The sequence below is a fragment of the Acidovorax sp. YS12 genome, from assembly GCA_021496925.1.
Lineage (GTDB): Bacteria > Pseudomonadota > Gammaproteobacteria > Burkholderiales > Burkholderiaceae_C > Paenacidovorax.
Map to the genome: position 1 here is coordinate 464,791 of CP053915.1, position 13,002 is coordinate 477,792.

Consider the following 13,002-nt stretch of genomic DNA (forward strand, 5'->3'; position numbering starts at 1 on the left):
CTGAACTGAAACCGCCGCGCGGCAACGCGCGGCGGTTTCCCTTTTTCCCGGGCCGCCCCATCAAGGACGCGGCCCGTTCGTTGAGCATGGAGACTTTGCAATGGCCACCATTCCCATCACCAAGCGCGGCGCCGAGAAGCTCAAGGAAGAGCTGCACCGCCTCAAGACCGTGGACCGCCCCGCCGTCATCGCCGCCATCGCCGAGGCGCGCGCCCAGGGCGACCTGAGCGAGAACGCCGAGTACGAAGCAGCCAAGGACCGCCAGGGCTTCATCGAGGGCCGCATCCAGGAAGTCGAGGGCAAGCTCTCGGCCGCGCAGATCATCGACCCCTCGCAGCTCGACGCTGGCGGCCGCGTGGTCTTCGGCGCCACCGTGGAGCTGGAAGACGAAGACAGCGGCGATACCGTGAAGTACCAGATCGTCGGCGAAGACGAAGCCGACCTGAAGCTCGGCCTCATCAACGTCTCCAGCCCCATCGCGCGCGCGCTCATCGGCAAGGAAGAGGGCGACACCGCCGAGGTGCAGGCACCCGGCGGCCTGCGCCGCTACGAAGTGGTGTCGGTCAGCTATCTCTGAGCCATGGTCCAGCGCCTGCCCCTGTTCGCGGCGGCCCTGTGGTGGGGCAGCCTCTCGGTCATCGGCTTCATGGCCGTGCCGCTGCTATTTGCCCACCTGCCCACGCCCGCCATGGCGGGCAACATGGCCGCCAAACTGTTCGCTGCGCAAACCTGGGTGTCCGTGGCGTGCTGCGTCGTGCTGCTTGTGCTTTCACGGCAAAAAGGGGCTGAAACGCTGGAGGAGTGGGCGCGAGCCGCTATCGGTTTCGTAGTGGCCGGGCTGCTGTTCGCGCTGCTCGTGCAGTACGGCGTGGCCCCGCGTATCGTGGCGCGCGAGAACCTCAAGCTGTGGCACGGCCTGGGCTCGGTGCTGTACGCGCTGCAGTGGGTTTGCGCCGCCGTGGTGCTGTGGCGGCTGGCGCTGCGCCGTCAGGAGTAGTTTTCGTAGCCAAGAACCGCTCAGGCGCCTATCAGGCAAGCGCTGGAAGCTATTATTTTCGAACTGGTCTGGCTTGCTCGGGTGGATTGGAGGCTCCGGAGGCGGCCTGTGGTGCGCAGGCGAGGTTCGCGGTCGGTTGCGAGACCAGCCCAAATGGCGGTGCCCGTAGCCGCGCGGGTAAACTGCTCGGATCATGGAATCCCAAATCATCACCATCGACGCCACCGACTGGGGTCAGGTGCAGGGCCGTCCCGAGTGGACGGCCGCCGTCGAGGCCGGCAAGGTGCTGTTCTTCCCCTCGCTGGCCTTTGCGCTGACCGCGCAGGAAAAAGGCTTTCTGCGTCCCGACATCCGCGACCCCGGCTCGCGCAACATCAGCCTTAACGTCGACGGCAGCCTCAAGGGCGCGGCGGGCGACGCCGCCACGCAGGCCGCGCTCGCGGCCATGGTGCTGCGCTACCGCCGGCAGGCGCTGCAGCTCGTTGGTGCGTTGTTGCCGCACTACGTGCCCGCGCTGCGGTTGGCGCCCACGAGCTTCCGGCCCATGCAGGTGGAGAGCCGCCAGCAGTCCTGGCGCGCCGACGACAAGCGGCTGCATGTCGATGCCTTTCCCACGCGCCCGAACTACGGCGAGCGCATCCTGCGCGTGTTCACCAACGTCAACCCCGAGGGTGCGCCGCGCGTGTGGCGCGTGGGTGAGCCGTTCGAGGACATGGCGCGCCGCTTTCTGCCCAAGGTCAAGCCCTACGTGGCTTGGCAGGCCAGGGCGCTGCGCGTGACCAAGTCGCTGCGCAGCGAGTACGACCACCTGATGCTGCAGTTGCACGATGCGATGAAGGCCGACATGGCGTACCAGCGCAGCTCCCCGCAGGTGCGCATGCCGTTCCCGCCAGGGTCGGTATGGGTGTGCTTCGCGGACCAGGCCACGCATGCGGTCATGTCGGGCCAGTACATGATGGAGCAGACGCTGCATCTGCCCGCCAGCCACGCCTACGACAAGGCGGCAAGCCCGCTGGCCATTCTCACGCGGCTCATGGGGCGCCCCTTGCAGGGCGTGCCCGCGTAGCCCGGCGTTATTCGCACCAGTGTTGCGCCACCCAGCGCGCGGGCCGGATAAAGCCCAGGCGCTTGTTGCGCCGCCCGGCCAGCGCGTCGGGCGGGTTGCATTCGCCATGGAAGATCATGATGCGCGCGCCCTCGGGCACGAAGGGCTCGCGCCAGTAGTTCAGTGGCCATGCGGGTATGCCGTGGTATTTGAAGCTCGGGCACCAGCCCGCGGGCCAGTAGGCCAGCTTGCCCTGCTTGTGCAGGTAGCGCGAGAGGAAGGTCTGCTCGTTGCGGTTGTGCGCCTGCACTTCTTCCATGTGGGCGCGGAAGTACTCCAGCACGTCGGCATGCGCACCCAGCTGGAAGCGGTAGACCGAAGAGTTGCCCGTGATGCGCTGTCCGAAGCGCCAGAAGCGCGGGTAGTCGTGGATGATGAGGAATTCGCCCGGGTGCTCGAAAAAGGCGTCGAGCGAGCCGACGATGACCACGTCCACGTCGAGGAACAGCGCGGTGCCGCGCAGGCCGTGCAGGTCGGCCTCGAAGGTGGTGAGCTTCTTCCAGGCGCCATCGCGCTGGCCGGGCTTGAGGTGCAGGTTCAGCGGCGGGATGGGCAGGCACTGCACCTCGGGCCGGATGCCGGTGGCGTCGTCGGTCAGGCAGACGAAGTTGAAGTCGCCGCTCAGGTGGCGGCGCACCATGGCGTAGAGGCGGTTGACGTATTCAGGGCCATACTTGGTGCCCCACTTCATGCACAGCACATGGCGCTGCGCGGCGGCGGGCGTGCCCATCAGTCGGCCTGGCCCTTCTTGATGGATTTCTGCTTGGGCTTCTTGGCGCGCTTGATCTGGCCGCCGGCCGTCAGGCGCTGGTTGCCCAGCACGCGCAACTGCTTGACCTCGGGGCGCTGGCCGGGGCGGCCGAACTTGAGCACCTTGATGTCGCGCGGGCCGGGCCTGCGGTCTTCATCAAGCGCCTTTTCCTTGTCCGGCTGCGGACGCCAGAACACCAGCAGCTTGCCGATATGCTGGATGGGGGCGGCATTCAGGTCGTCGGCGAGCTGCTGGTACATGGCTTCGCGCGCGGCGCGGTCGTCGCCGAACACGCGCACCTTGATGAGGCCGTGGGCGTTCAGTGCGGCGTCGATTTCCTTCTGGACGGCGGGCGTGAGGCCGTCGTTGCCGACCATGACCACGGGGTCGAGGTGGTGGGCGTTGGCGCGGTGTTCCCGGCGCTCGGCCGGGGTCAATTGAATTTGGGGCATGGGCGTATTATCCCGTGAGGACGCAATTGCAATGAAAGTAAAGACCAAGAGCAAGAAGGTCAACAAGGCGTGGCTGAACCAGCACGTCAACGACCCCTATGTGAAAGCCGCGCAGAAGGACGGCTACCGCGCGCGCGCGGCCTACAAGTTGAAGGAGATCGACGAGCAGCTCGGGCTGATCCGGCCGGGTGACACGGTGGTCGATCTGGGCTGTGCGCCTGGCGCCTGGAGCCAGTATCTGCGCCGGCGCCTGTCGCCGGGGGGGGCCGCGGCCGGGCAGCTCAACGGCACCATCATCGGGCTGGACCTGCTGCCCATGGAGCCGATCGAAGGGGTGGCCTACATCCAGGGCGATTTTCGCGAGGACAGCGTGCTGGCCCAGCTCCAGCAGGCGCTGCAAGGCCGGCTGGCCGATGCCGTGGTGTCCGACATGGCACCCAATCTCTCGGGCGTGGATTCGGTCGACGCGGCGCGCATCGCCCACCTGATCGAGCTGGCCGTCGATTTCGCGCAGCACCACATGAAGCCCGAGGGCGCGCTGGTGGTCAAACTGTTCCATGGCAGCGGCTATGCGCAGCTGGTGCAACTGTTCAAGGACCGTTTCAAGGTGGTCAAGCCGATCAAGCCCAAGGCCTCGCGCGACAGATCTTCGGAAACTTTTCTGGTCGGTATCGGCCTCAAATAGGCATGCTGTGCCCATGGCCCTTGCTAGGGTAAAGAGGTGGGGTTGGGCTTGAAACCCTAGAATAGAACCCCAGTTGAGTCAGGGCCTGTCTGCCCATCTTCTTTGAATTCTGGAGCTCCCGCTTGAACAATCAGTGGTTTTCAAAAGTTGCCGTATGGCTGGTTATCGCCATGGTGCTGTTCACGGTGTTCAAACAGTTTGACACCCGTGTCGGCGCCAACGCGGGGCACATGGCCTATTCGGAGTTCCTCGACGAGGTGCGCAACAACCGCATCAGGAGCGCCATCATCCAGGAAGGGCCTGGCGGCAGCACCGAGATCGTGGCCACCACCAACGACGACCGCAAGGTGCGCACCACGGCCACCTACCTCGACCGCGGCCTGGTGGGCGACCTGATCAACAGCAACGTCAAGTTCGACGTCAAGCCGCGCGAGGAAGGCTCGCTGCTGATGACGCTGCTCGTCAGCTGGGGCCCCATGCTGCTGCTGATCGGCGTGTGGATCTATTTCATGCGCCAGATGCAGGGCGGCGGCAAGGGCGGCGCCTTCAGCTTCGGCAAGAGCAAGGCGCGCATGCTCGACGAAAACAACAACACCATCACCTTCGCCGACGTGGCGGGCTGCGACGAGGCCAAGGAAGAGGTCAAGGAAGTCGTCGATTTCCTGAAGGACCCGCAGAAATTCCAGAAGCTCGGCGGCCGCATCCCGCGCGGCCTGCTGCTGGTCGGCCCGCCGGGTACCGGCAAGACGCTGCTGGCCAAGTCCATCGCGGGCGAGGCCAAGGTGCCGTTCTTTAGCATCTCCGGTTCCGACTTCGTGGAAATGTTCGTCGGCGTGGGCGCGGCCCGCGTGCGCGACATGTTCGAGAACGCCAAGAAGAACGCCCCCTGCATCATCTTCATCGACGAAATCGACGCCGTGGGCCGCCAGCGTGGCGCGGGCCTGGGCGGCGGCAACGACGAACGCGAGCAGACGCTGAACCAGATGCTGGTGGAGATGGATGGCTTCGAGACCAACCTCGGTGTGATCGTGGTGGCCGCGACCAACCGTCCCGACATCCTGGACGCCGCATTGCTGCGCCCTGGCCGCTTCGACCGCCAGGTCTATGTGACGCTGCCCGACATCCGTGGCCGTGAGCAGATCCTGGGCGTGCACATGCGCAAGATCCCGGCCGGGCAGGACGTGAACCCGGCCATCATCGCCCGGGGCACGCCCGGCATGAGCGGCGCCGACCTGGCCAATTTGTGCAACGAGGCCGCCCTGATGGCCGCGCGCCGCAATGCGCGCGTGGTCGAGATGCAGGACTTCGAGAAGGCCAAGGACAAGATCATCATGGGCCCCGAGCGCAAGAGCATGGTCATGCCCGAGGAGGAGCGCCGCAACACGGCCTACCACGAGGCGGGCCACGCGCTCATCGGCAAGCTGCTGCCCAAGTGCGACCCGGTGCACAAGGTCACCATCATCCCGCGCGGCCGTGCGCTGGGCGTGACCATGAGCCTGCCCGAGAAGGACCGCTACTCCTACGACAAGGAGTACATGCTGAACCAGATCGCCATGCTGTTCGGTGGCCGCATCGCGGAAGAAGTGTTCATGCACCAGATGACCACGGGCGCCAGCAATGACTTCGAGCGCGCCACGCATATCGCGCGCGACATGGTCATGCGCTACGGCATGAGCGAGGCCCTGGGGCCCATGGTTTATGCCGAAAACGAAGGCGAGGTGTTCCTCGGCCGCTCGGTCACCAAGACCACCAACATCTCGGAAGAGACCATGCAGAAGGTCGATGCCGAAGTGCGCCGCATCATCGACGAGCAGTACGCCCTGGCGCGCCGCCTGATCGAGGAGCATTCCGACAAGATGCACGCCATGGCCAAGGCCATGCTCGACTGGGAAACCATCGATGCAGAGCAGCTGGAAGACATCATGGCCGGCCGCGAACCCCGTCCGCCCAAGGACTGGACGCCGCGCACGCCGTCTTCGGGTGGTGATGATCCCAGCGGCGGCACCCCTGCCGTGAAGACCGATCCGGCGCCTACGGCGGCCTGAAACACGTTCCAAGGCAGCCAACCTCCCACCCAACGGGGCTTCAAAGGCCCCGTTTTTCGTTTCCCTGTGTCCATGCTCTGGCAAACCTCCCGCTTTCGCGTCGATCTGGCGCGGCCCCAGGTCATGGGCATCGTCAATGCCACGCCGGATTCGTTTTCCGATGGCGGGCGCCATGCGGGCGTGCAGGCTGCGCTGCACCACTGCGAACGTTTGCTGCGGGAGGGGGCGGACATACTGGACATCGGTGGTGAATCGACGCGCCCCGGCAGCCCGCCTGTGCCACTGGAAGAAGAGCTGGCGCGTGTGCTCCCGGTCGTGCGCGAGGCTGTGCGCCTGGGGGTTCCGGTCTCGGTCGATACCTACAAGAGCACCGTGATGCAGCAGGTGCTCGACCTGGGCGCCGACATCGTCAACGACATCTGGGCCCTGCGCCAGCCCGGTGCGGCGCAGGCCGTCGCGGCGCACCCCACCTGCGGCGTGTGCCTGATGCACATGCACCGCGATCCACAGACCATGCAGGCTGCGCCCATGGAGGGCGACGTGCTGCCCCAGATGCTCTCATTTTTGGAGCTGCAGGCGCAGGCCCTGCAAGGGCTGGGGGTCAAAAAGACCCGTATCGTGCTGGACCCGGGCATTGGCTTCGGCAAGACCGTAGCGCAGAACTTCACGCTGCTGGCGCGCCAGCAGGAACTGCTGGCGCCGGGCTACCCGTTGCTGGCGGGGTGGTCGCGCAAGTCGTCGCTGGGCACCGTCACGGGCCTGGCGGTCGATGAGCGCCTGGCTCCGAGCGTGGCCGCAGCCCTGCTGGCGGTGCAGCAAGGCGCGCGCATCGTGCGGGTGCACGACGTGCGCGATACGGTGGCGGCGCTGGCTGTGTGGCAGGCCATGCAGGAACAAGAACCAAAGAGAGGAAATCCACGATGACACGCAAATACTTCGGCACCGACGGCATCCGGGGCACTGTCGGCCAGCCCCCCATCACGCCGGATTTCGTACTGCGCCTGGCCCACGCCGTGGGCCGCGTACTGCGCCGCAGCGAGGAGCGCCCCACGGTGCTGATCGGCAAGGACACGCGCATCTCAGGCTACATGCTGGAGGCCGCGCTGGAGTCCGGTTTCAACTCAGCCGGGGTCGATGTGGTGCTGCTGGGCCCGCTGCCCACGCCTGGCGTGGCCTACCTGACGCGCGCGCAGCGCGCCAGCCTGGGTGTGGTCATCAGCGCCAGCCACAATCCATATGCGGACAACGGCATCAAGTTCTTCAGTGCCTCGGGTGCCAAGCTGCCTGACGAATGGGAGCTCGCGGTCGAGGCGGCCATGGATGAGCCGCCGGTGTGGGTCGATTCGGCGAGCCTGGGCAAGGCGCGCCGGCTGGACGACGCGGCGGGCCGCTACATCGAGTTCTGCAAGAGCACGTTTGCCAACGACCTCACGCTCAAGGGCCTGCGCATCGTGGTGGATGCGGCGCATGGTGCGGCCTACCAGATCGCCCCCAAGGTGTTCCATGAGCTGGGTGCCGACGTGGTGCCCATTGGCTGTGCCCCTGACGGCTTGAACATCAACCACGAAGTGGGCGCGACCCACCCGGACGCACTGGTGCGTGCGGTGCGTGCCAACCATGCGGACTTCGGCATCGCCCTGGATGGCGATGCCGACCGTCTGCAAATGGTCGATGGCAGCGGCCGCCTGTTCAACGGCGATGAACTGCTGTATCTGCTGGCGCGCGAGCGCATGGCGCGCGATGAACTGGTGCCCGGCGTGGTAGGCACCCAGATGACCAACATGGCCGTGGAGCTGGCCTTGCGCGCCCAGGGCGTCAAGCTGGTGCGTGCCAAGGTGGGCGACCGCTACGTGCTGGAGGAACTGGCGCGCCACGGCTGGCTGCTGGGCGGCGAGGGTTCGGGCCACCTGCTGGCGCTGGACAAGCACACCACCGGCGATGGCCTGGTCAGCGCCCTGCAGGTGCTGCAGGCCTGCGTGCGCAGCGGCCAGGGCATGGCCGAACTGCTGGCGGGAGTGGAGTTGTTCCCGCAGGTGCTGCTCAACGTGCGTCTGCAGCCCGGCCAGGACTGGCGCGTCAACACGCTGCTGGCACGGGAAACCGCCGCAGTGGAAGCCGAGCTGAACGGCAGCGGGCGCGTGCTGATCCGGGCCAGCGGAACCGAGCCTCTGCTGCGCGTGATGGTCGAAGCGCGCGACCAGACCCAGGCCAGCGCCTGTGCCCAGCGTCTGGCCGATGCCGCCCGCGCAGGATGACGGCCATGATCGATGTGCGTGTCGTGGACTATGCCGACCCGCGTGAGGCGCAGGCGCTGGTGGCGCTGCTCGACGCCTATGCCCGCGATCCAGCGGGCGGCGGCGAGCCCCTGGCCCCTGAGGTCAAGGCGCGGTTGCCGCAGGCCCTGCGGCAACGCCAGGGGGCTTTCAGCGTGATCGCCTGGGCGCGGGACGGCGCCGATGCCGAAGAGGTGCCGGTGGGCCTGATCAACTGCCTGGAGGGCTTCTCCACCTTTGCCTGCCGTCCGCTGGTCAATGTGCACGATGTCGCGGTGCTGCCGGCCTGGCGCGGGCACCGTGTGACGCAGCGGATGCTGGCCGCCGTGGAGCGTGTCGCGCGCGAGCGCGGCGCGTGCAAGCTCACGCTCGAAGTGCTGCAGGGCAACCTGCCCGCGCTGCGCGCGTACGAGCGCGAGGGCTTCGCGGGCTACGCGCTCGATCCCGCCATGGGGCAGGCGCAGTTCATGCAGAAGTGGCTGGACTGACGGGCTGCAGCATGGCCGGGCGTCAGTCCTGCAAATCCTCCCCCACGTCCTGGGTGAACAGGCCCCAGGTGGCCACAAACAGCGCCGCGATCGCCGGGCCGATGACGAAGCCCGTGAGGCCGAACAGCGACATGCCGCCCAGGGTCGAGATCAGCACCATGTAGTCGGGCAGCTTGGTGTCCTTGCCGACCAGCAGCGGGCGCAGCAGGTTGTCCACCAGCCCGATGACGAAGATGCCGTAGGCAATCAGGATTGCCCCCTGCACGGCGGCGCCGGTGGCCAGGTAGTACAGCGCCACCGGCATCCATATCAGGCTGGCGCCCACCGCCGGCAGCAGGGACAGGAAGGCCATGAGCACGCCCCAGAGGACCGGCGCCTGGATGCCCAGCACCCAGAAGATCAGGCCGCCGAGCGCGCCCTGCGATGCCGCCACCACGATGTTGCCCTTGACGGTGGCGCGTACCACGGTCGTGAACTTGCTCGCCAGGTTGCGCTTGTGCGCTTCGTCCAGCGGGATCGCCTGGCGCACCCGTTTGCCCAGCGCCACGCCGTCGCGCAGCAGGAAGAACAGCAGGTACAGCATGATGCCGACGCTGACGATGAACCCCAGCGTGTCCTGGCCGATGTTCAGCGCCTTGGTGGCGAAAAACTGGCTGGCCTGCACGGCGGCGCTCGAGAACTTCTCCTGCAGCTCCGACAGCGAGGACAGGTGAAAGTGGGCCAGCAGCTGGGTGGCCCATTCTGGCAGCGCGTTGAAGATCTGCTGCGCGTAGTTGCCGAAGTTGAGCTGGCCGGAGCGCATGCGCTCGTACACCTGCGCCGCTTCCTGGACCAGCGAGAGGCTGATCAGCGCCATGGGCAGGATCACCAGGAGCAGGCACAGGCACAGCGTGCAAAGCGCGGCCAGGTTGGGGCGCTGCGGCATGCGCTGCAGCAGGCGCCTGTGCAGCGGCATGAAAAGGATGGCCAGCACCATGGCCCAGAACACCGCGCCATGGAATGGCCAGAGGATCGCGAGGAACGCGGCGGTGACTGCGATCAGCAGCGCCAGAAAGGTGCGGTTTTGCAGCTTGGAGAAGGGCATGGGCCGACGGAAAGTTGCGAGAACCCGACTGTACGCGACCCGGCCCATGATCGCCCGTGACCCGCCGTTGCGTTCGGTGGCACAATAGCCGCCGCAACCCAAGGCCCTTCCCCAGCCACAGTCGCATCCGCCAACCGGTTCAGCCGTGTCGCGGAAGGTTTACCAACCAGCTCATGTCTCCCTCAGGGAGACGGAGGTCAGCGAAATATGAGCGAGACAACGTCCGTTTACCAAGCCTACCAGGGCAACACCTACCTCTTCGGCGGCAACGCGCCCTATGTCGAAGAGATGTACGAGAACTACCTTGCCAACCCGGGCAGCGTGCCCGACTCCTGGCGCGAGTACTTCGATGCATTGCAGCACGTGCCCGCTTCGGATGGGACCGATGCACGGGATGTGCCGCACCAGCCGGTCATCAACGCCTTTGCCGAGCGTGCCAAGCAAGGCGGCACCAAGGTGGTGGTGGCCAGCGCCGATGCCGAGATGGGCCGCAAGCGCACAGCCGTGCAGCAGTTGATCGCCGCCTACCGCAACGTCGGTGCCCGCTGGGCCGACCTCGACCCCCTCAAGCGCGCCGAGCGCCCCCAGATTCCCGAGCTGGAGCCCGCCTTCTACGGCTTCAGCGATGCCGACCAGGAAACGGTGTTCGACACGAGCAACACCTTCTTCGGCAAGGACAAGATGCCGCTGCGCGAGCTGATCAACGCGCTGCGCGAGACCTACTGCGGCACCATTGGTGCCGAGTACATGTACGCCACCGACCAGAACCAGAAGCGCTGGTGGCAGCAGAAGCTGGAGAGCATCCGCAGCAAGCCGGCTTTCAATGCCGACAAGAAAAAGCGCATCCTCGACCGTCTGACGGCCGCCGAAGGCCTGGAGCGCTACCTGCACACCAAGTACGTCGGCCAGAAGCGCTTCTCGCTTGAAGGCGGCGAGAGCTTCATCGCCGCGATGGATGAGCTGATCCAGGACGCCGGCTCCAAGGGCGTGCAGGAAGTGGTGATCGGCATGGCCCACCGCGGCCGCCTGAACGTGCTGGTGAACACCCTGGGCAAGATGCCCAAGGACCTGTTCGCCGAGTTCGACCACACTGCGCCCGAGGATCTGCCCGCGGGCGACGTGAAGTACCACCAGGGCTTCAGTTCCGACGTCTCCACCCCCGGCGGCCCGGTGCACCTGAGCCTGGCGTTCAACCCCTCGCACCTCGAAATCGTCAACCCCGTGGTCGAAGGCTCGGTGCGTTCGCGCATGGACCGCCGCGGCGACCCCAAGGGCAAGCAGGTGCTGCCCGTGCTGGTGCACGGCGACGCCGCCTTCGCCGGCCAGGGTGTGAACCAGGAAACCCTGGCCCTGTCCGAAACCCGTGGCTATACCACGGGCGGCACGGTGCACATCATCATCAACAACCAGATCGGCTTCACCACGTCCGACCCGCGCGACCTGCGCTCCACGCTGTACTGCACCGACATCGTGAAGATGATCGAGTCGCCCGTGCTGCACGTGAACGGCGACGATCCCGAGTCCGTGTGCCTGGCCATGCAACTGGCGCTGGAATACCGCATGGAGTTCTCCAGGGACGTGGTGGTGGACATCGTCTGCTACCGCAAGCTGGGCCACAACGAGCAGGACACCCCCATGCTCACCCAGCCGCTGATGTACAAGAAGATCGCCCAGCACCCCGGCACGCGCAAGCTGTATGCCGACAAGCTGGCCGCCCAGGGCCTGGGCGAGAGCATCGGCGACGACATGGCCAAGGCCTACCGCGCCGCCATGGACGCGGGCAAGCACACGGTCGATCCGGTGCTGACCAACTTCAAGAGCAAGTACGCCGTGGACTGGAGCCCGTTCCTGGGCCACGCCTGGAGCGACACGGCCGACACCGCCATTCCGCTGACCGAGTGGAAACGCCTCGCCGAGAAGATCACCACCATTCCTGAAAGCGTCACGCCGCACACCCTGGTGAAGAAGGTCTATGACGACCGCGCCGCCATGGGCCGTGGCGAGGTCAACGTGGACTGGGGCATGGGCGAGCACATGGCGTTCGCCTCGCTGGTCGCGTCGGGCTACCCCGTGCGCCTGTCGGGCGAGGACTGCGGCCGTGGCACGTTCACGCACCGCCACGCCGTGGTCCACGACCAGAAGCGCGAGAAGTGGGACGTGGGCTCCTACGTACCGCTGCAGAACGTGGCCGAGAACCAGGCGCCGTTCGTCGTCATCGACTCCATCCTGTCCGAAGAAGCCGTGCTGGCCTTCGAGTACGGCTATGCCTCGAACGACCCCAACACCCTGGTGATCTGGGAAGCGCAGTTCGGCGACTTCGCCAACGGCGCGCAGGTGGTGATCGACCAGTTCATCGCCTCGGGCGAGGTGAAGTGGGGCCGCGTCAACGGCATCACCCTGATGCTGCCGCACGGCTACGAAGGCCAGGGCCCCGAGCACAGCTCGGCCCGCCTGGAGCGCTTCATGCAGCTCGCCGCCGACGCCAACATGCAGATCGTGCAGCCCACCACGGCCAGCCAGATCTTCCACGTGCTGCGCCGCCAGATGGTGCGCAACCTGCGCAAGCCCCTGGTCATCTTCACGCCCAAGAGCCTGCTGCGCAACAAGGACGCCACCTCGCCGCTGTCCGAATTCACCAAGGGCACGTTCCAGACCGTGCTGGGCGAGCAGGACGAGGCCATCGCCAAGAACGCCGCCAAGGTCAAGCGCGTGATCGCCTGCTCCGGCAAGGTGTACTACGACCTGGTGAAGAAGCGTGCCGAGAAGGGCGCGCAGGACGTGGCCATCGTCCGCGTGGAGCAGTTGTACCCGTTCCCGCACAAGGCGTTCGCCGCGGAGGTCAAGAAGTACGCCAAGGCGACCGAGATCGTGTGGTGCCAGGATGAGCCGCAGAACCAGGGCGCCTGGTTCTTCGTGCAGCACTACATCCACGAGAACATGCTGGCCGGCCAGAAGCTCGGCTACGCCGGCCGCGCCGCCTCCGCTTCGCCTGCCGTCGGCTACGCGCACCTGCACGCCGAACAGCAGAAGAACCTGGTGGAAGCCGCGTTCGCCAAGCTCAAGGGTTTTGTCCTGACCAAGTAAGGCCTCGAACCCACGCTCTCAGTACAAAACATCGCATT

Annotated in this window: 12 protein-coding genes; 9 read left to right on the top strand and 3 right to left on the bottom strand. The window is 66.3% G+C overall.

Annotated elements, in window-relative coordinates:
- The first annotated feature begins 100 nt into the window (after positions 1 to 100).
- The 3 genes from greA to YS110_02245 all read left to right on the top strand — a co-directional run bounded on the left by greA (position 101) and on the right by YS110_02245 (position 2,063).
- On the top strand, positions 101 to 577 hold the full coding sequence (gene greA, locus YS110_02235) for a transcription elongation factor GreA (protein ID UJB63659.1): 477 nt from the start codon (positions 101 to 103) through the stop codon (positions 575 to 577).
- 3 nt (positions 578 to 580) lie between these two features.
- On the top strand, positions 581 to 997 hold the full coding sequence (locus YS110_02240; GenBank protein UJB63660.1) for a DUF4149 domain-containing protein: 417 nt from the start codon (positions 581 to 583) through the stop codon (positions 995 to 997).
- Between the two features lie 193 nt (positions 998 to 1,190).
- Positions 1,191 to 2,063, top strand: coding sequence for a Kdo hydroxylase family protein (locus tag YS110_02245; GenBank protein UJB63661.1), 873 nt, complete (start codon positions 1,191 to 1,193; stop codon positions 2,061 to 2,063).
- Between the two features lie 7 nt (positions 2,064 to 2,070).
- Here the strand turns inward: YS110_02245 and YS110_02250 are convergent, their stop codons facing one another.
- Together YS110_02250 and YS110_02255 are read right to left on the bottom strand one after the other, a co-directional pair.
- Positions 2,071 to 2,832, bottom strand: coding sequence for a glycosyltransferase (locus YS110_02250; protein ID UJB63662.1), 762 nt, complete (start codon positions 2,830 to 2,832; stop codon positions 2,071 to 2,073).
- Positions 2,832 to 3,305 (bottom strand): YhbY family RNA-binding protein, encoded by a 474-nt coding sequence (locus YS110_02255; protein UJB63663.1) that lies wholly within the window; start codon positions 3,303 to 3,305, stop codon positions 2,832 to 2,834. Before YS110_02255 ends, YS110_02250 begins: the two co-directional genes overlap by 1 nt.
- Before the next feature lie 31 nt (positions 3,306 to 3,336).
- Here YS110_02255 and YS110_02260 point away from each other — a divergent pair, with 31 nt between their 5' ends.
- From YS110_02260 to YS110_02280, 5 genes are all read left to right on the top strand, one after another.
- Entirely contained in the window at positions 3,337 to 3,990 is a 654-nt protein-coding gene (locus YS110_02260; protein ID UJB63664.1) for an RlmE family RNA methyltransferase, read from the top strand.
- 122 nt (positions 3,991 to 4,112) lie between these two features.
- Positions 4,113 to 6,035 (top strand): ATP-dependent metallopeptidase FtsH/Yme1/Tma family protein, encoded by a 1,923-nt coding sequence (locus tag YS110_02265; protein ID UJB63665.1) that lies wholly within the window; start codon positions 4,113 to 4,115, stop codon positions 6,033 to 6,035.
- A gap of 72 nt (positions 6,036 to 6,107) precedes the next feature.
- Positions 6,108 to 6,959 (top strand): dihydropteroate synthase, encoded by an 852-nt coding sequence (gene folP, locus YS110_02270; protein ID UJB63666.1) that lies wholly within the window; start codon positions 6,108 to 6,110, stop codon positions 6,957 to 6,959.
- A complete protein-coding gene (gene glmM, locus YS110_02275) occupies positions 6,956 to 8,290 on the top strand; it encodes a phosphoglucosamine mutase (GenBank protein ID UJB63667.1) in 1,335 nt (444 codons plus the stop codon). Before folP ends, glmM begins: the two co-directional genes overlap by 4 nt.
- Positions 8,291 to 8,295: 5 nt before the next feature.
- Positions 8,296 to 8,796: a GNAT family N-acetyltransferase gene (locus YS110_02280; protein UJB63668.1), complete on the top strand. Its 501-nt coding sequence runs from the start codon at positions 8,296 to 8,298 to the stop codon at positions 8,794 to 8,796.
- Positions 8,797 to 8,818: 22 nt separating this feature from the next.
- Here YS110_02280 and YS110_02285 read toward each other — a convergent pair whose 3' ends face one another.
- Positions 8,819 to 9,880, bottom strand: a complete 1,062-nt coding sequence (locus tag YS110_02285; protein UJB63669.1) for an AI-2E family transporter — start codon at positions 9,878 to 9,880, stop codon at positions 8,819 to 8,821.
- A 207-nt stretch (positions 9,881 to 10,087) separates the two neighbouring features.
- Between YS110_02285 and YS110_02290 the strand changes: the two genes are divergently transcribed.
- The gene (locus tag YS110_02290; protein UJB63670.1) at positions 10,088 to 12,964 is read left to right on the top strand and encodes a 2-oxoglutarate dehydrogenase E1 component; all 2,877 of its coding nucleotides are present in this window, start codon (positions 10,088 to 10,090) and stop codon (positions 12,962 to 12,964) included.
- Positions 12,965 to 13,002: the final 38 nt, after the last annotated feature.